Genomic DNA, 17355 nt, shown 5'->3' on the forward strand with positions numbered 1-17355 from the left:
GCGGATTGCCCGCCCTAACCGATTAACCGGTATTATTCCCTTTCTCTATCTTGCCGATCGTATCTCCGTTGGAGACGTTAAACAAGCGGCTCTTCGGCTCATACACGGTTTGGGCGGGCCACAAGCCATGATGTCCCGATACGATATAACTTACCACACAAGCAATAATAAAGAACTCGGTTCCCTTCCCGTTAAAAAGCTCCATGGCCAAAAGAAAAGCGGCTATCGGCGTATTGGCTCCGCCGCAAAATACAGCGACCAATCCTATAGCGGCTAGAAACGAAAGCGGCAATCCTATAAACGAATGCAATGTATTCCCCAATGTCGCCCCCATAAAAAATAATGGGATCGCTTCGCCTCCGACAAAACCCGAACCAAGCGTAACTGCCGTGAAAACAAGCTTGGCCATGAAAGCGTAAGGCGGAACGTCTTCTTTAAAGGATTGCTCAAGCATCTGCAGACCGCGGCCGTTATAATCTTGGGAACCGGCTAATAAAGTCAATCCGACGATGATTAACCCGCCGACAAATGCTCTTTTCATATGGTTTTTGTTAAACAGGCGCTCCGAATATTTTTGAATCGCATGTCTGAGCTGGCAATATGCGACGCTTAACAAACCGAATAAGACGGATACAAGCACGACTTTCGCAAAGACAATCAGCGAATGCTCCGGAACTGTCTGGATGACGAGCTTCTCATGTTCGACTCCCCAAACTTTCTCCGTTACATAATGACCGACAAAGCTAGCTATGAGACAAGGAACGACCGCTTCAAACTTCAATTTCCCCAAGGCGGCCATCTCTATTCCGAACACCGCACCCGTTATAGGAGTCCCGAAAGCCGCGCCGAATCCGGCGCTGATTCCGCTCATGAGCAAAATTTTCGTGTCCGCCGCTTTCACTTTTAACCACTGGATGACTGCTTCCGCAATACTTGCTCCCATTTGGACGGCGGCACCTTCTCTGCCGGTCGACCCGCCTAAAAAAACGGTAATAAACGTTCCCAAATATGCAATGGGCCCCATTCTGCGTAAAACCTTCTTCTTGCCGTGAACCCCGTCAATCACGAGATTATTACCCTGGAAGCTGTCACTCATCGTATTGTATATAAAGGCTTTTCCGAACCTCATATACATAAACCCTACTGCGATACCGCCCAGAGGAAGCAGTCCGATCAACCATCCGTTCTCTTCTCTGACGGTACCCAAATAATCGTTGGTTTCCAATAGCAGTGCAGTCACCGAGCCGACAACGGCACCGATCGCTGCGCCAAAAATTACCCATGTACCGAGAACCTTAGTCGCATGCTTATACTTAATCAACTCGTTCATTTTTATATCCTCATTTCAGCCGGTTTGGAGGCGCTTCTGCATGTTGATTGTTTTTGACTTCCTCAAAAAGATGTCCCGTTCCCTCAGTACGGGACTCCGCTGAGGGAACGGACAAATTGGGCATGCCCGCCTTAATCGCCGCCATCAGCATGTCAATGTCTTCTTTCGTCGCATATTGTTTGCCGGGCTTCAGCATATACCCCAACTGTCCGTTCGATTCTATGGTGGCCCACTGCAGGTCGCTGATCATGTGAATGCCCTGCTGCCGGAGCCGCACTTCCAGCATATCTACAGATAACCGCAGTTTTTTTAAATTGCTCTCGATTAACTTCCCGTTCTCGACCACCAACACTGCTTTTCCGTAAAGAAGCGTCTCGAGAGCGTCATTTTTTAGAACCAGATACTCAATACCAATAAGGGTGATCACCATCAAAAGAGTGATTACCATCGTAATCCAAATATTGCGTTCGCTTACGGGTTGAATGATTAAAGATCCTACGGCGATCATCATGACTGTCTGGGCAACCGTCAGTTGGGAAATCGACTTTCTTCCGGCCAAGCGCAAGATCAGCACGCCGCCAAAGACGATAACTGCCGCTTTCCATATGAAATGTAAGTCCACTGTGCAGCGCAGCTCCTTGCTTTCAGTGAGTTGTATCTATTTTTGTTAAATTCAGCCAGACTTATTCGTTACCGGAAACACAGCAAATGCACCCATGACTGAGGGGTCAACAGCTTGTTTTCCTTCAATCGGCACCATCAATCGATAAAATGATCAACCAACAAAAGCGAATGATCGCGTCTCCAATATAGGGCGAATTCGAACTCGAAACGAGGTTCGGTCAATGGAAGATACAGAGATAAGCGGATTTAGCAGCGGCATTCAGAATGCATTTTGGTTATCGCTATATATTGGAATCGCGGCTTTTGTTATTAGTCTGTTCTTAAAAAGAACGGAACCATCTGAGTAAGGTCGCTCGGCGGTCCGGCATCAGAGAGTTAGATTGCTAAACGTATTCTTGGAGAAAACAGTTATGAGGCACGCTGCTCAATGTCTGTGTTATTAGCAGCGGCAGAAGAGCAACTGCAGCATTTATTGGCGGAGCAAATAAGTTCAAGTCGAATTCCCTGATGACAAGCTGACCAAATGCAAACAACCGACCCTAAATTGGATCGGTTGTTTGCATTGGTGGAGCAAAGGGGACGAACCGCTATCCTCATCGCTTTTTCTTCACCTATTTCTTGGCGAGACTTTATTTGTCAATTCTTCAACCGCCGTCTTGAGATACGTTAGCGTCGTTTCATCCGTGACATTGCCATTCGCATCTATCTTTGTAGAGGCTAGGTTTATGTAAACCTCTGGCCTGCTGAGCGGCGCTGCGTTGCAACCAAAAAGAACATCTCTGAGATGCATATGGCTTCGAACCGGCCCGAACATCCCTCGACTAGCGCCTATGATGGCAACAGGCTTCTCGTTCATTGGGAATCCGAATGTCGGTCTTGATCCCCATTCTAACGCATTTTTTAATATACCGGGAAGCGAATAATTGTATTCCGCAAATTGGAAATATGCTTATTGCTTGCGACGAGATTCGCTTAATATAAATAGTTGAGCTGTTCTATTAAGCTTTTGAATCGATCAGGCTTTAAAACATAATAAATGCGTTTTCCCTCTCTGCACTCCTGAATAAATCCAGCCTCCTTCAATTCCTTCAAGTGATAAGATAACTTCGATGACGAAATGTCATCTAATCCCAGCTTGAGGTCTTCAGGACAAACCGCATTCGAATATGCCGAACAGACAGGCGCCTGATACCTGTCCTGCCTTCCCTCTTTAAGAAGCGCCAATATTTTCAACCGAATCGGATCGCTAAGTACTTTTGCCGCCTGGGCCATCACTTCATATTCATTATGCTGTCTCATAAATCGAATATAACATTTACGCATTGACATTTCAAATGTTTTTGAAATATAATCATTTCAAAATTATTTGAAATGTTGGGAGATGTTATCCATGTCTACGGATCCAAACGCGCGCCTTCAATCCAACGCATCGGGAACGGTTGCCGGCGAGCGGCGTGTTATGGGGTGGTGTTTAGCTCTGCTTGCAACGGCACAGCTCATCTACTCGCTTGATATCAATATCGTCTTCGTGGCGTTGCCGGAGATCGGCCGCGACCTGGGATTTTCGGAACAGTCGCTGCAATGGGTAGTCAGCGCTTATACGATTTTCTGCGGGGGATTTCTGCTTCTTGGAGGGCGTGCCGCCGATTTATTGGGACAAAAGAGAATGTTTATTTGCGCATTGTTCCTTTACGCGGTTTCGTCTCTATTAGGCGGCCTCGCATGGGACACAATGATCATTATCATAGCCCGTGCAATCCAAGGCATCGGCGCCGCCTTGCTGTTTCCGGCTACATTATCGCTGATCAATCGGCTGTTTGAGGAAGGGCCTCGGCGAAACCGAGCGCTTGCTGTGTGGGGCGGTGCCGGCGCCAGCGGGCTGACCATCGGCTCAATACTGGGCGGGTTGCTTACCAATGCCTTTGGTTGGGAGGCCGTCTTCTATGTCAATGTACCGCTGGCGGGCGCCGTCGCTTTAGCCGCCATGCTCATCATTCCGCGTGACGAGATCAGGCATGGGAAGCGCCATTTTGATTTACCGGGTGCTCTTACGGTGACGGCAGGCGCTACTCTCCTTGTTTATGTTCTCGTACAAGGACCTGAAATCGGCTGGGGTTCACTTAACATTATTATATCTGCCATACTCTCCGTGGCGCTCCTGTCCATCTTTGCCCTTATTGAAACCCGTACCGTCGATCCGCTGATGTCAGTGCATCTATTTCGTAACCGAAGTCTGGTGATCGGCATGACCGTCACTTTCATCTTCATGGGAACATTCGGCGCATTGCCGTATTTCCTGACAATCCTATTTCAAAACATTCACGGATACAGCGCTCTGCAAACCGGTCTTGCCTTCATCATTCCTTCATTGGCGATAGCGACAGGCACTCAACTCGGAGAACGTCTTGCTACCCGTTTGCAGACGCGCAGCACTTTATTTATCGGCATGATTATCGGGATCGTCGGGACGATGCTGATTCCTTTGGGCGCCTACACCGGCAGCAGCTATCTTATCATCGTACCTGGTCTTATTATTTCAGGCATCGGCCAGGGTATTACTTGGACCGGCATGTGGATTGCCGCATCAAGCGGCGTATCGGAGGAAGAACAAGGCGTAGCATCCGGCATGGCGTCGACCACTTTAAACATCGGCAACGCGGTCGGCCTTGCCGTCCTAATCGCTATTGCCAACTCCAATATTCAGGGAAAGACAGGCGACTCGCTGCTTGAAGCTATGGCTTCGGGCGAGCGGACGGCCATTTATCTTGCAGCTTTAGGCATGTTAGTCGGTTTGGTGATCGCGCTGTTTCTTCCTCGAAAACGATAATTCGCTTGAATAACATCACACTATCGCTTTTGTCGCCCAGGGGAATTCCATCCGACAGCAGACCTGAAATCATCGTTATACCTAATCCAACATGGAGAAGTCCCCAGAGATAAAATATTGCACCTGTTTAAAGAAGCCATCTATACTCTTGTCTGCAGTCCAAAATAAAATCGACATATACATTATCGTTTTTGATTTGATAAATGATCAGGTAGCGCTTTCCAAAAAATAACTTGCGGTATTTGTTAAATGGTAACGACGAGTCAATAACCCAAGGGTTTCGATCCGGCATGGTTTCCAATGTTGTTGCCGCCACACGAAAATCACTTATTAAATTATGAGCAGCCTCTTCACTTACATTCGCAAGAAAACGCGCATGAGCGACCAACATTGCGGCAGCTCTTTCTGACACAATCACAGCATGACGTTTATTTTCGTTTAGCATCGATAACCTCATGAACTGCTTTTTGCATCAATGATACAGTTTCTTCAACGGAAAAACCTTGCTTTCCGTTCAATCGATCTTCTTCTGCTGCGACAAGTTGCTCTCTGAGTTTCAACATGCTTTCACGTCTTGTGAAAGCTTCGATATCCATGACAACGAGGTCACCCTCGCCATTTTTGGTCAGGTAAACGGGTTCGCCGGTTTCCTTGCAGAATTCAGCAATCTCGTTGTAATTGTTTCTAATGGCTGCTGATGGCTTTATCTTCAAACATCAACACCTCCGATAGCATTATCATAACCATATTATACATAAATATCGCTATGAGAGGCAATAAACAGAGTTATCCTTATACCAGGCTATTTTATCAAGCACTCCATTCCGGTAACCGGCAGTTCCCGCCTTGCATGCATACTGCCATTCCGCTTCTGTAGGAAGACTATAGCGGCTCGCCTTCCGGTTGATAGTGTATATGCACATTTAAAATCTGAAGCATTTTTCGAATCTCTTCAACAATATGGGGTTCCCTTTGACCCGTAGTTTTCTTTTCAGCAATGCCGCCGCCGCGCTTCGTTCCTTCGCCGCGATTCCCAGCCAAGTTTTACTGTCCGCTGTAATTCGGATGTCTGGCTTGCCGTGCAAGCCGTCGCAAATCCGGATCGTACGGTCGCGAATTTCTATGGTCGTCTTTCCCGGTTCATCCCCGGTAAAAATAAAATGATAAGTGCAGTCTAAGCCCGTCGAATGCGCAGGTTGGAATACATAGGGCAATGAATTGATCAAGCTCCGGATCGAGCCCGGTCTCAGACCGTTGCCGACGCGCTTTACCGATTTATGGGGAAAACGCTTTTGGACATACGTTTCCGCTTCGGAGCCAGGAGTTACATAGACGGTCTCTTCTTTTGCTTGCAGCGGTCTGACCACATCGTTGATGAACGTTTTTCTGTCTTTCAGATACGAACCGATCACATCTTCGCCTGCCGGGCAAACCGCCATACAATAAGCGGCTTTATAGTTCGCGCCGTAGCTTAAACTTTGCCACCAGGATACCGTTTCGTTAATCGGCATCTTGCTGCGGTATTGTTTGGCATTTTTGCTGCTCACGACCGTTTCCACAAAATCGCTGAAGCCGCCCATGAATTCGCGATAATTATGCGTGTAGCAGGAGGAAAAGTTAAATTGGCCGTCCGGACTGATCGCCCCTACAGGGCAGGCCGCCACACAGAGCTTGCATTCCAGACAAGGGTTGTAATCGATGGGACGATCTTCTTTATTTACCCGGGCATCTATCATGATGCCGCCGAGCAGGATGAAATTGCCGAATTTCGGATGAATCACATTTCGGTGTATCCCCATGCGTCCCAGACCTGCCGCAACAGCCAAAGGCTTAAGCGACATCACCCAAGTCTTTCCCGGAAACTTATCCATCTCCATCGGAAAACCGACGGCCACGTTCAGAGCCCGTATCCCCTGATCTTCCAGAGCGTGTACGATCCGATGCGCCGATTCGGATACACTGTCGCCGGTATGGTGAAATTCAATGTTGGACAAGGATCTCGCCGGCGATCGGATCGGTTCCCGATTCATTCTGGCGACGAAACTGATCAGAGTCTTGGCATGGGGAAATACCGATAAAATATCGCCCCTTTGATCGTCCAATTCGGAACGTTCAATTGATACGACTCCAACATCGTCGGCTCCCGCTTCCAAGCACAAATCCCGCAGCCAATCGTAGTCTAGCGCCACGGTATCCTCAGGAGCTGATTGCATCGATGTCTCATAGTAACGAAGTACGGTCGGATGCCGGTTCAAATCGGTCATAGCATTCACCTTCCATTTTAAGTGTATATACACCTTTTATAGATAACAAGTTCTGTTGAACTTACCGAACCAACTTGACGAGCTCCGACAATTGTACTAGCAATGCTTTCTCGCGATCCTCGCCAATGCAGGAGCGAACGCGTGACTGCGCTTGTTCCCATAAAGGGAGAGCGCTTGCAAGGAGATCTTCACCCGCTGGCGTCAGTGAAATATATCGTCGTCTTCGATCCTCCCCAGTTGTTATAGACACCAACTTTTGTCTCTCCAATGGCTTGAGGTCGCGAGTCAGCGTAGTCCGGTCCATCAGCAGGATCTCAGAAAGTCTCGATATGGTTACGGACCCTGCTTGCGCAAGCGCCATCAACACGGGCAATTGAGTAGCCCGCAGTCCGACCGGCCTTAAGCATTCATCATACAAGCCGGTAATATACCTGGTCGCCTTCCGAAGATTTAGGCATGTGCATTCTGCGGCGTAATTGACCGTACCGGATAACGGTTCCATGGAATGATTGTTCATGATTACGAGTATATGCACATAATTGGGAATTGTCAAGTTTAACCATCCGACGGTCACTCTCTTTGAGGGATCAACAAACGAAAAAATAACCCTTTGCGAAGGCGCAAAGGGCGTTAAAGTGTTTTAATGTACCGGCAGCAATCGAATGACGCTGTGCTTCGGAGCGAGCGTCATTGGAACAAGGTGCAACTCCATGCAGTCGAAACAATGGTTCCAATAGCAGTCCGCCTGCTCTTGCATGTACGCGCCGCACTTGTTGCATTGTTTCGGAGGCAAATTGTTGAAGAAAGAGACGATCGACTGATTCATCTTCGCTTCACCGCCTTGTCGCAGCTTCTGTTTTCATTGTATTACTACAGAAGCTTTCCCGGCAACACATTTTTTGCAAACGCTATCAATTGCGGGATATCGCCCCGCGAACCGTAATCGACGTTTCGACCTTCTGCAAGCGCAAATATTCGTTATTGACGAGCGTCGGACGGAAATATCCGAACAGATCGGCCGCTTGATCGAACGTCAGTCCCGGATAACAGACGACCTCCTGGTTCGTGAACGGGTTGTCCATCAAAATTTGCCACTCGCCCGTTCGCTCCCCTTCAGAGACGGACCGGTACACATAAGCTTTCCAATACATCGTGTCCTTCAGTTCCTGCCAAACCTTCTGCCATGTAGGGCTAAACTTCGCCGGCTCGGGAAAGAGGCGCTCGGCGATTTCAATATGCGCCGTCACAGCATCCGCATCTTGATCCCCGGCTTTCTTAATCGCTTCCTTGAATTGTTCCACGAGGGCGCGAAACGCCCCATAACCTTCTTTCTCGACATGTTCCCTCACCGCGTTCCACTCATCTTCGCGCGATGGAGAACAACGGTCATACCACGATTGTACACTCATACGTAACCTCGCTAAGTATTTTGCTGAAAAAAAGTTCCGCCTTTAGCGGGCGGAACCGGTGTTGACGCTGATAGAACCTTGGTCGTCCATAAACAGCCTGCGGTTCGGATCATTGTTTAACTTTACGTTGAATAACTTAAGGCGAGAGTCCGGCACCTGCAGTGGTTCCCAATCGGGGCGTTCCGCCGCCGCACGCTCGGCCTCGTCTTGATGAGCCCACCATTCGGCCCCCCAATAATCGAAATCGTACACGTTCCGAAGCGTGGCGGCGGATATTTCCCCCGTTGTTCGATGTCTTAATACGTAAGGCATTGGGTCCCCGAATTACAAGAACGGATTTTCGTGCTTCGCTTTCAGACGGCTCCAGCGGCGCTCCACTTCGTCTTCGAACGACTTGTAAGCTTCCGTATATTCCGGTTTCGTCATATGCTTCGTCTTGCCCATTTGCTTGAGCCAGTCGCTTAGCGGCACCCGCTTGTTCTTCTCTTCCGGGTTGTACGTGATGGTCGTCACGCCGTTCTCCACTTCGTACAGCGGGAAGAAACAGGAGTTAACGGCATTGTCGATGATCGTCTGACCGTCTTTCTCCTCGGAAAGCCAGTTCAACGGGCAAGTGATGAGAATCTTGCCGTAAACCATGCCTTCGTTCTGCGCATAGTATTGCGCCTTCGCCGCTTTCTTCAGCAGGTCCTGCGGATGAGCCTCGGAGCCTGTGAATACGTACGGAATGTTCGTAGCGGCCATGATTTGCGCCGTGTCCTTATGGTGGAACAGCTTGCCGCCTTGATGCTTGCCGACGTTGGACGTCGACGTGCGGTGACCGAGCGGCGTCGAGTACGACAATTGAGCGCCCGTGTTCATATATCCTTCGTTATCGTATTCGAGAATAATCATCTTATGATTGCGCAGTGCGGAGCCGATGGCGGGACCCATGCCGATATCCATACCGCCGTCGCCTGTGATCATGACGAACGTGAAGTCGTCTTTCAGACCGTACTTGTCGAGTTCGCCGCGGCGCTTGCGCTCCCAGAACATCTCGACGACACCGGAAAGCGTTGCCGCGCCGTTCTGGAACAGGTTATGGATGTACGTCGCCTTATGGGACGAATACGGATAGCCGGTCGTTACAACCATCGCGCAGCCCGTGTGGTACAGCGCAACGATATCGCCTTCGATGCCTTTGAAGAACAGCTCCAATCCGGAGAAAATACCGCAGCCCGGACATGCGCCGTGACCCGGAGCCAACCGCTTCGGCTTCTTCGTCAACTGGCGGAGCGGCGGGACTTTCACCTTCAACTGTCCGCTTTCTTCATCTTTATTAACCGTGATCAATCCGGTTTTCAAGTCTTCGTACGCCATCGGTTCGACAACGCGCTTCGGCGCCTTGTCCGGATCGCCCGCCGTGTGGCCGTAGTAATCGAACGGCTTCTCCACGCCGCCCTTACGGATCGCTTCCAAACCAACCTCGAACAATGCGTGCGCGTCTTCCAAATAGAAGTCTTTGCCGCCGAGGCCGTAAACGCGGGAGATGACATGAATGTCTTTCACGCCGTGAGTAAACAATGCGGATTTCACTTCGAGCGTCATGTTGCCGCCGTGGCCGCCGTACGAATCCGCGCGGTCGCCTACTACAATCGCTTTGGCGTTCTTCAACGCTTCGGCGATCTGCTTCGCAGGGAACGGACGGATGATGTTCGGAGCGATCAAGCCAGCTTTGACGCCGCGCTCGCGAAGCTGATCGACGGCAACCTTCGTAATTTCGGAGGCGGAGTTAAGCACGAACAGAACGACTTCCGCGTCTTCCATACGGTACAGATCAAGCGTCGGGTACTCGCGGCCCGTAAGCTTTGCATATTCCTTGCTGATTTCCTCAAACACTTCGCCGGCTTTATACATGGCGACGGTTTGCTGGTAGCAGTTATTGATGTAATCCGGCTCGTTCATGTAAGGTCCGACCGTGATCGGATTTTCACGATCCAACACGTGCAGATATCCTTCGGGAGGATGCTCTCCGACGAAAGCATGCACGTCTTCGCGATTCGCGAACGTCTGAACGCGGCGCTTCTGGTGAGATGTGAAATAGCCGTCGGAAGCGACGATGACCGGCAAACGCACGTCAGGGTGCTCGGCGAGCTTAATGGCCATAATGTTCATGTCGTATACGGCTTGCGGATCGCGGCACATTAAAATCGGCCAGCCCGTATTCAACGCGTAATACAAATCGGAATGGTCGCCGTGAATGTTAAGCGGCCCGGAGACCGAGCGGCATACCAGGTTCATTACCATAGGGAAACGGGAACCCGATTGAACCGGCATCTGCTCCAGCATGTACAAATATCCGTTCGCGCTAGTTGCGTTAAATACGCGTCCGCCCGCGGTCGATGCGCCGTAGCAAATACCCGCGGAGCCGTGCTCGCCGTCCGCCGGGATCAGCTTGATGTCGTGCTGCCCGTTCGCCTTCATTAAATCGAGGAATTGTGCAACCTCGGTGGAAGGCGAAATCGGAAAGTAACCCATAATGTGGTAGTTGATTTGGTGAGCGGCGTATGCAGCCATCTCGTTGCCCGATTCATACACGATACGCTGCTCGACGGTACCGCGCGCTACTTCCTTATCATACTCGATTGCCATTTTATTTCACCTCTCCTAGCTTTCAATCATTAGTTTCGCGGACAACCTTCGGTTGCCTCCTTGATCTCCCAATCAAATTGATTTACGCGTGCTGCGCCAAATTAAACTTGTGAGGCACACGGTTCGCTTCGCCGTATCCGTCCGTTTCCCTCTCTGCGCTTAACGCTTCGGTCGGGCATGCAATCACGCACTTCAAGCAGCCTTTGCAATATTGATAGTCGATTCCTTGAAGGAACATTTGAGGTCGGCCTTTCTTGTCCGGCTGCTCATCCCAGACGAAGCAGAAGTCCGGGCAAGCCGTGTCGCATGCCGCGCAATGGATGCACTTATCGTCGTCGAAATGCGGCATCATGCCGTTGCGGGAAATGCTCAAATCTTTCAGGATGCTGTTTCCGGGGTTTGTGACCAAACCGCCGATGGGCTGCGTCTCGTAACCGAGCACCGGAATGTCCCAACGCTTCGGCAGCGGCATCGTGACTCCCTCGGGAAGGTCGAACGTCTGGAACTGCACTTCGTCATATCCGCGCTGGAACGTGCGAAGCGCCGGCTCCACCGCCTGCGGGTATTTCTTCTCGAGCGACCTGCGGATAACGCCTCTCATATGATCGGCGTCCAAGAAATCGCAAAGGCGGAACAATGCGCCGAGCATTGCCATATTCGCGCGGTTCTTCTCCTCCAGAGCGATCCCTGTGGCGTCCACCACGGCGACCGTTCCGCCGACAAGCTTCATCTTCTCCTTCAACTGTTCCGGAGTCCTCGCGGAGTTGACTAACACAGTGCTGTCCTCGTAGATTCCGCTGACGACGTTCACCGTCTTCGACAAATTTTCGTGAAAAATGCCGACGATATGAGGTCTTTCAACCGGCGTCGTATCGCGAATTTCAGCATCCGTATCGCAAAAGCGAATGTGCGCTTTTACAGGAGAGCCTTTCTTCTCCGAACCGTATGACGAAAAGCTCACTCCGTTGAATCCGCTTCCAACGACGCCCGATTCCGCGAGCATTTTGCCGGCCAAGTTGGCGCCCAATCCCCCGATCGATTCAAGGCGAATTTCAAAAAAACCGAGTTCGTTCACCTTAGGCAAAACTGCCATTACGCCCTCTCCTTCCTGTTGTCCAACTGTTAACGTTATTGAAACAGCAATTTTTAAAATAGTATAACAGGAAAACATCCGGTTGCGTACAATTTTTTTCCTAAATGGGCATAAGAAAAACTTATTCGATATACATGCAAAAATAAAAGCCGAAGCGAATGACGCTTGCAGCTTTATTAAAAGAAACAGTCTTGATTGAATTAGTGAAACAGACTACACGAGCAGTTGAATGACACCGAGAACGAGACCGATCGCAAAACCGCAAATCGCGCCGTTGACCCGAATCCACTGCAAATCTTTCCCAATATGCTCCTCCATCATCGCAATAAGCGATTCGGTGTCGAGCTTGTCCGCATTTTCCTTGACCAGCTTCCCGATCGCGCCGTGATTGTTTTCGACCAGCTGCGCAATTTGTCTGCGCAGCATGCCGTCGAGCTTGTCCACCGCATCGGGGTGCTCCAACGTCCGATCCAATGCGTTTCTCAAGAAAGGCAGCACACGCTCCTCGATAAATTGCGGATCGGCCGCCTTTTCAACGGCCCAAATTTGGACTTTCGCCAACCATTCGGCCAGCGCCGTCTCGAGAGCGGGGCTTTCTGCGATGCGATGCTTCCAAGCGGAAACCTCATCGACCGCTTTCCGGTTTTCATGCAGACCCAGCAGCGTTTCGCGAATCGATTGCAGCGCGGCCTGCCTGTACGGATGCGTGTCGAGACGCATATCGGACAGTGTGGCGAGCAAAAATTCCTGAATCATGGCGCCAAGCCGCTCTTCGCTCATAAAGCCGGCGAACGCGTTGACCGCAAAGCCCATCAAACCGCCGACCTGCAAATTGCCGATCGCTCCGGCGGCCATGGCGCCCATACGCGCGCGCGTGTCTTCGCGCACCACGAACTTCTCGGCTTGCAGCAGCGCGAAATCGAATGCCCGTTCTTCATATTTCCGTTCAACGGCGGCTTTCGCCGCTTTATCGATCCAATGCGCCTCGTCGATATCCCGGATAACGTTTCTAACGGCCGGCGCGATCGCATCAGCCGCAGCGGCCGGGTCGATTTGCCGTATGAGCGATTCCGCGGCGGACGCTATCCACGCGGCGACCTCCTCGGTTTGCAGCCGGTCGCGCAGCGCGACAAGAAGCCGCTCCGCAATCTTCGCGCCCTGCAGCTTCTCAATTATGCTCTCTTTATGTAATAGATTCGTCTGAATGGCGTTAACGAGCGCATTCGTCACTTTTTCCCTGTTTTTCGGCAACAGAGCGGTGTGCGGGATCGGCAGCCCGAGAGGATGGCGGAACAATGCGGTGACCGCGAACCAGTCGGCCAAGCCGCCCGCCAAGCCCGCTTCGAAGCCGCTTTGCAATACGACTCCGTATGGGGTTCCGGCAATGGGGAACGTCGCCAAAAAACCGGCCCCCATGACGCCGAGCGAAATCGTTGCCGTATGCTTCGCATTGCGTTTCACGTTAGTAATACCCACTTTCTTAGCATTGCCGTGTCAGTATGTTTGCAGTATACACAACCTGCCGTTACTCAAGCAAATTGCCGGGGGCCGGAGCGCAAATCCGTTCCCAAGAGGATTTGATGCGCATCCGTTTGACGGTTAAGGAACGCGCCAGTTCCTGCTCGCTCTTCTCGCCCATAAAGAACAGTTCAATATCCCAAGCGGCCATCATGATCGTATTGTCAAGCAATGACCGGTAATAATCGTGCATCAAATCGCCGGCGCCCGATTCATACCCGTGAGACAGAAGTTCTTCGATATACATCCTTAAAGCGTAATCCGCGAGTTCATCGTCTTCCACGTCTTGCACAAGAATTGCGATATCTCTGACCGGCGTCGCCGCATTGCTCCATTCCCAATCGATGAAAGTGAGGCGGCGTTCATCTACCACAATGTTCCCCAAATGCATATCCCCATGCGTTAACACAAGCGGGCAGCGGAGAGACGGGGCGTAATACGGATAAAATGATTCGGCGATCGCCATCGTTTCCTTATGAAATGCAACGGTGTCGAGCGGAAACCGGCGTTCATGCAGACGGAGAAGCTGGTTACCCGCCCATTCTGGCCATTGCATGCTGAACGGATAAGGCTGCAGCACACCCGACTTCAACCATCCGGAAGCGTGCGGCGCCGTCGCCGCATGAAGCCGTGCGAGCCGGCGCACGATTTTTCGCAGCCATCGCTTCTGTTCTTCGCGTTCGGAGGTTCGATATTGGTTCAATACGGGCTCTCCGGCATACTCGGTAAGAAGCGCCTTAGGATCATCTGTGAAACACGCGATGACCTTCGGCGCCCATTCCGATATATTCCCGCCCAATGCCTGAAATAGCTCTATTTCGAACTTGCGGTCCGCCGGAGGTTCTTTATAGACATACCTTGAACCGGAGCCGTCGGGACGAACCGCTTCGATCTCGATAATGGCCGCGGCGAATGGACCCTTTTTCTGTTGAGCATGCACCGGAACAATGCCGAGCTCGAGCAGTCTGTTTTTGCAAATGTCCAGTGTACCGCCCATGAAAATACTCCCCCTTTACTCGCTCTGTGGTTGCGCTTCGCATCATATGCCTCTGCGTTGAACCGACTGCAGCGTTCTCCAGCCGATCATCCGGATACCCTCGCTGCGCAAGACGCCTCGAATGTCCGGATCGCCGAACAATTGAAAATCCCAATACCGTTTCTCCCAGTCGGGCGTAATCGCTTGAAGCTCCTCCGTCGGCAAAGCGGGGTGAATGATTAGCTCCGTCACACCAGGCCCAAGCCCGCTCAGCCGCCGCGCAAAGTCATTCTTTACGTCGTCATACGTCTCCCCCGGCTGTTTCCCGTATGGCGGGTTTTCCAATTCGTCGATAATTGCGACGCCGAGACGATCGGCTGCGGCTACCGCACGAGCCGCCAATGCTCTAAGCGCTTCGGGAACATCGGGGTTTGCCGCCGCACGGCGGGGCAGTCGAAACGGCAACCCGTATTCGGCGCACAGCTCGAGAGCGATAAGCAGAAAATCGCGACCGGTGTGCAAACCGTACATGCTGCCCATATGGTTGTCCGCGTGCGTAGGCTTCAATCCCAACCGCTCAAACCGCTCCACTTGGCTTCTTAACTCGACGCGAATTTGCTCCGGATCGGCATTCCGCTCCACGGTTTCCGATTGAGCGTGAAAGTAACCCAATCCGTCGACTAACGAACCGACATTGGCTCCATGCGCCGCCGGTCCCCACTTGTAACCGCCCCACTCGCTTGTCAGCGTCCAATGAACGCCGATATCCCACTCCGGGTGAGCCCGCGACAACGAAGCGGCATCGGGCGCCCACGGGCACGGCGTCATCAACGTTGCGGAAGAAATCAGCTCCTCGCGAAGCAGATGAGCGACCGCATCGTTCGCGGCTTTGCACATGCCGAAATCGTCGGCGTTAACAATGAGAAAGCGTTCTTTGCGCAGGTCTTCAAGGGTTGGCTGCATCGGACACACCTCCAGAACTGTTGTAATCTAACCGAAAAAACGGACATGCTGCATCTGTGTTTTCCATCGATCAATCTTTTTCTTAACGATTCCTCTGTCATCAGGCTGCAAGCTAATATTCAACATGGACGCTATTGTTTCCGCATTGGATTCGATCGACGTATGTTCCGTGTCCAGATGATGCCTGAAAATCTCGTTCGACAATCCCTCAATGCATCGGTCAATCTGCTGCGCGGCCCATGAGCTTTCTCCGTCACCCCTGCTGCGCAATCTTCTTAGCAATGTTTCCTTTGAGGCGCACAATGCAAAATGATGAACCGTCACTCCGTCATTTCTCAGCCTGCCCGCGATTTCATCGAAATATTGAGGATTTACTACGGTCATAGGCACAATAATCGTTCCGGTATATTCGCTGTCAATGTATTTTATCATGGAATAGTTGAACTCGCGCCACATGGGGAAGTCTTGGAAATCGTCCTTTTTCGCTTGCTGGGGGATGTTTTTTCTAATATAGTAGCCTGCATTTTCAGGATCAAATACGAAGGAATCAGGGATTCTTCTATGTAATTCATAGGAAGTTTGTGTTTTTCCGGATCCGAAAGCGCCGTTAATCCATATGATCACCTGCGTCACCCCGTAAAGTTTATGTTAGTATAAATCTCCATATGATCCAGCAAAATAGCGCCGACGCCCAAGAGAAGAGGCCGAATACGATCACTATTTTATTTTCGGACCAGCCGTATTTTAAACTGAAATGGAAGTGGATCGGAGCCATTCTAAAGAGCCGCAGCTTTGTCTTTCTGTAGTACCATACCTGCAATATTACCGAAAGCTGTTCCGCCAAATAAATGGAAAACAAGACCGGAATGAGTATTTCCACCTTCTCGATAACGGCCATGAAAGACAACGAGCCACCGATAGCCAGCGACCCGGTGTCTCCCATAAACGCCCTTGCCGGATAAATGTTATAAAGGAGCAGTCCGAGCAAACAGCCGATCATGACCAAAGAGAACATCTGAACGCCGATTTTTTCTGAAATGACAAAGAAGAAGAAAAATGTCGGAATCGCAACAACGATCAGCAAGCCGTCCAATCCGTCCGTGAAATTAATCGCATTGGCGGAACCGACAATAAATAATGTCATGACGATGAAATAAAGGGCTAGAGGCAGCTGCAAATCGAAATCGCGAAATACGGAAATATTCGGACTTAGGGAATATGTATTTATTAGATACCACAAAAGCACACCGGTAAATGCAAATTGAAGGATCAGCTTCGTTCTTCCCGACACGCCGGAGGGGTCTTGGAAGTATGCCTTCTTGAAGTCGTCTAAAAATCCGATCACACTGAACAGAATAAATGTTACGTTCAGGAATATGGTCAGCGGATCGGGTTTTAACATGGTGGTTGCGAATACGCCGATGAATAGAATTAGCCCCGCCATTAGAGGCGTTCCCCGTTTGGCTTGGTGGTCGGCGGGCAATTCGGCGCGAATAGGCTGGGTGAGCTTTAACGTCCGCAGCCCCCAGATCAGTATAGGACACAATAGAGTAACAGTGAAAAAAGAAACCATAGATATTCCAAGCGTTGATTGCATATCTTCTATCCCCTAAGCAGTAGTTAATTATAGTATAATTGTACTTTCACGATTTGGACATATATTCCAAGAAAGAAGCAAATAAAAAAGCGGCATGCCGCGACAACAGAGGCATACCGCTTA

The 17355-nt window shown here is 50.7% G+C and carries 18 protein-coding genes and 2 pseudogenes; 1 reads left to right on the plus strand and 19 read right to left on the minus strand.

The window, feature by feature from the left end; translation table 11 throughout:
• Window positions 1-22: 22 nt before the first annotated feature.
• The 4 genes and pseudogenes from JET16_RS03905 to JET16_RS03920 all read right to left on the minus strand — a co-directional run bounded on the left by JET16_RS03905 (window position 23) and on the right by JET16_RS03920 (window position 3253).
• A complete protein-coding gene (locus tag JET16_RS03905) occupies window positions 23-1330 on the minus strand; it encodes a chloride channel protein (protein ID WP_199614334.1) in 1308 nt (435 codons plus the stop codon).
• A gap of 10 nt (window positions 1331-1340) precedes the next feature.
• A complete protein-coding gene (locus tag JET16_RS03910; protein ID WP_199614335.1) occupies window positions 1341-1952 on the minus strand; it encodes a DUF421 domain-containing protein in 612 nt (203 codons plus the stop codon).
• Window positions 1953-2561: 609 nt separating this feature from the next.
• Window positions 2562-2876: pseudogene (locus JET16_RS03915) on the minus strand (NADPH-dependent FMN reductase); the annotation flags it as partial.
• A gap of 50 nt (window positions 2877-2926) precedes the next feature.
• Complete coding sequence (locus tag JET16_RS03920) at window positions 2927-3253, minus strand: ArsR/SmtB family transcription factor (RefSeq protein WP_199614336.1); 327 nt, start codon at window positions 3251-3253, stop codon at window positions 2927-2929.
• Window positions 3254-3344: 91 nt separating this feature from the next.
• Between JET16_RS03920 and JET16_RS03925 the strand changes: the two genes are divergently transcribed.
• Window positions 3345-4781 carry an MFS transporter gene (locus JET16_RS03925; protein WP_199614337.1) on the plus strand — a complete coding sequence of 479 codons (1437 nt, stop codon included), beginning with the start codon at window positions 3345-3347 and terminating at the stop codon, window positions 4779-4781.
• 127 nt (window positions 4782-4908) lie between these two features.
• Here the strand turns inward: JET16_RS03925 and JET16_RS03930 are convergent, their stop codons facing one another.
• The 15 genes and pseudogenes from JET16_RS03930 to mraY form a co-directional block, all read right to left on the minus strand.
• Window positions 4909-5226 carry a type II toxin-antitoxin system RelE/ParE family toxin gene (locus tag JET16_RS03930; protein ID WP_199614338.1) on the minus strand — a complete coding sequence of 106 codons (318 nt, stop codon included), beginning with the start codon at window positions 5224-5226 and terminating at the stop codon, window positions 4909-4911.
• Window positions 5210-5494 (minus strand): type II toxin-antitoxin system Phd/YefM family antitoxin, encoded by a 285-nt coding sequence (locus JET16_RS03935; protein ID WP_199614339.1) that lies wholly within the window; start codon window positions 5492-5494, stop codon window positions 5210-5212. Before JET16_RS03935 ends, JET16_RS03930 begins: the two co-directional genes overlap by 17 nt.
• Window positions 5495-5563: 69 nt before the next feature.
• Window positions 5564-5671 (minus strand): annotated as a pseudogene (locus tag JET16_RS03940) (formylglycine-generating enzyme family protein); the annotation flags it as partial.
• A gap of 33 nt (window positions 5672-5704) precedes the next feature.
• Entirely contained in the window at window positions 5705-7045 is a 1341-nt protein-coding gene (locus tag JET16_RS03945) for an SCP2 sterol-binding domain-containing protein (RefSeq protein ID WP_199614341.1), read from the minus strand.
• Between the two features lie 61 nt (window positions 7046-7106).
• Window positions 7107-7598, minus strand: coding sequence for a MarR family winged helix-turn-helix transcriptional regulator (locus tag JET16_RS03950; RefSeq protein WP_233531064.1), 492 nt, complete (start codon window positions 7596-7598; stop codon window positions 7107-7109).
• 87 nt (window positions 7599-7685) lie between these two features.
• Window positions 7686-7871, minus strand: coding sequence for a protein YhfH (gene yhfH, locus JET16_RS30745; protein ID WP_199614342.1), 186 nt, complete (start codon window positions 7869-7871; stop codon window positions 7686-7688).
• An 85-nt stretch (window positions 7872-7956) separates the two neighbouring features.
• Window positions 7957-8454 carry a hypothetical protein gene (locus JET16_RS03960; protein ID WP_199614343.1) on the minus strand — a complete coding sequence of 166 codons (498 nt, stop codon included), beginning with the start codon at window positions 8452-8454 and terminating at the stop codon, window positions 7957-7959.
• Between the two features lie 42 nt (window positions 8455-8496).
• On the minus strand, window positions 8497-8766 hold the full coding sequence (locus JET16_RS03965) for a hypothetical protein (RefSeq protein WP_199614344.1): 270 nt from the start codon (window positions 8764-8766) through the stop codon (window positions 8497-8499).
• A gap of 12 nt (window positions 8767-8778) precedes the next feature.
• Window positions 8779-11085 carry a thiamine pyrophosphate-dependent enzyme gene (locus JET16_RS03970; protein WP_199614345.1) on the minus strand — a complete coding sequence of 769 codons (2307 nt, stop codon included), beginning with the start codon at window positions 11083-11085 and terminating at the stop codon, window positions 8779-8781.
• An 82-nt stretch (window positions 11086-11167) separates the two neighbouring features.
• A complete protein-coding gene (locus tag JET16_RS03975; RefSeq protein ID WP_199614346.1) occupies window positions 11168-12178 on the minus strand; it encodes a 2-oxoacid:acceptor oxidoreductase family protein in 1011 nt (336 codons plus the stop codon).
• A 213-nt stretch (window positions 12179-12391) separates the two neighbouring features.
• Window positions 12392-13639, minus strand: coding sequence for a DUF445 domain-containing protein (locus tag JET16_RS03980; protein WP_199614347.1), 1248 nt, complete (start codon window positions 13637-13639; stop codon window positions 12392-12394).
• A 64-nt stretch (window positions 13640-13703) separates the two neighbouring features.
• Window positions 13704-14693, minus strand: a complete 990-nt coding sequence (locus JET16_RS03985) for a phosphotransferase family protein (RefSeq protein ID WP_199614348.1) — start codon at window positions 14691-14693, stop codon at window positions 13704-13706.
• Window positions 14694-14735: 42 nt separating this feature from the next.
• Window positions 14736-15635, minus strand: a complete 900-nt coding sequence (locus tag JET16_RS03990; RefSeq protein ID WP_199614349.1) for a polysaccharide deacetylase family protein — start codon at window positions 15633-15635, stop codon at window positions 14736-14738.
• A gap of 27 nt (window positions 15636-15662) precedes the next feature.
• Window positions 15663-16259 (minus strand): AAA family ATPase, encoded by a 597-nt coding sequence (locus JET16_RS03995; protein WP_199614350.1) that lies wholly within the window; start codon window positions 16257-16259, stop codon window positions 15663-15665.
• A 19-nt stretch (window positions 16260-16278) separates the two neighbouring features.
• Window positions 16279-17232 carry a phospho-N-acetylmuramoyl-pentapeptide-transferase gene (gene mraY / locus JET16_RS04000; protein ID WP_199614351.1) on the minus strand — a complete coding sequence of 318 codons (954 nt, stop codon included), beginning with the start codon at window positions 17230-17232 and terminating at the stop codon, window positions 16279-16281.
• Window positions 17233-17355 lie beyond the last annotated feature (123 nt).

It is taken from the genome of Paenibacillus alkalitolerans (assembly GCF_016482785.1).
Classification (GTDB): Bacteria; Bacillota; Bacilli; order Paenibacillales; family YIM-B00363; genus Paenibacillus_AE; species Paenibacillus_AE alkalitolerans.

Excerpts from the sequence above, each read along its gene's own strand:
- JET16_RS03905 (WP_199614334.1), bottom strand. The coding sequence starts at position 1,330 with ATGAACGAGTTGATTAAGTATAAGCATGCGACTAAGGTTCTCGGTACA.
- JET16_RS03920 (WP_199614336.1), bottom strand. The coding sequence starts at position 3,253 with ATGAGACAGCATAATGAATATGAAGTGATGGCCCAGGCGGCAAAAGTA.
- JET16_RS03925 (WP_199614337.1), top strand. The coding sequence starts at position 3,345 with ATGTCTACGGATCCAAACGCGCGCCTTCAATCCAACGCATCGGGAACG.
- JET16_RS03930 (WP_199614338.1), bottom strand. The coding sequence starts at position 5,226 with ATGCTAAACGAAAATAAACGTCATGCTGTGATTGTGTCAGAAAGAGCT.
- JET16_RS03945 (WP_199614341.1), bottom strand. The coding sequence starts at position 7,045 with ATGACCGATTTGAACCGGCATCCGACCGTACTTCGTTACTATGAGACA.
- yhfH (WP_199614342.1), bottom strand. The coding sequence starts at position 7,871 with ATGAATCAGTCGATCGTCTCTTTCTTCAACAATTTGCCTCCGAAACAA.
- JET16_RS03960 (WP_199614343.1), bottom strand. The coding sequence starts at position 8,454 with ATGAGTGTACAATCGTGGTATGACCGTTGTTCTCCATCGCGCGAAGAT.
- JET16_RS03965 (WP_199614344.1), bottom strand. The coding sequence starts at position 8,766 with ATGCCTTACGTATTAAGACATCGAACAACGGGGGAAATATCCGCCGCC.
- JET16_RS03970 (WP_199614345.1), bottom strand. The coding sequence starts at position 11,085 with ATGGCAATCGAGTATGATAAGGAAGTAGCGCGCGGTACCGTCGAGCAG.
- JET16_RS03975 (WP_199614346.1), bottom strand. The coding sequence starts at position 12,178 with ATGGCAGTTTTGCCTAAGGTGAACGAACTCGGTTTTTTTGAAATTCGC.
- JET16_RS03985 (WP_199614348.1), bottom strand. The coding sequence starts at position 14,693 with ATGGGCGGTACACTGGACATTTGCAAAAACAGACTGCTCGAGCTCGGC.
- JET16_RS03990 (WP_199614349.1), bottom strand. The coding sequence starts at position 15,635 with ATGCAGCCAACCCTTGAAGACCTGCGCAAAGAACGCTTTCTCATTGTT.
- mraY (WP_199614351.1), bottom strand. The coding sequence starts at position 17,232 with ATGCAATCAACGCTTGGAATATCTATGGTTTCTTTTTTCACTGTTACT.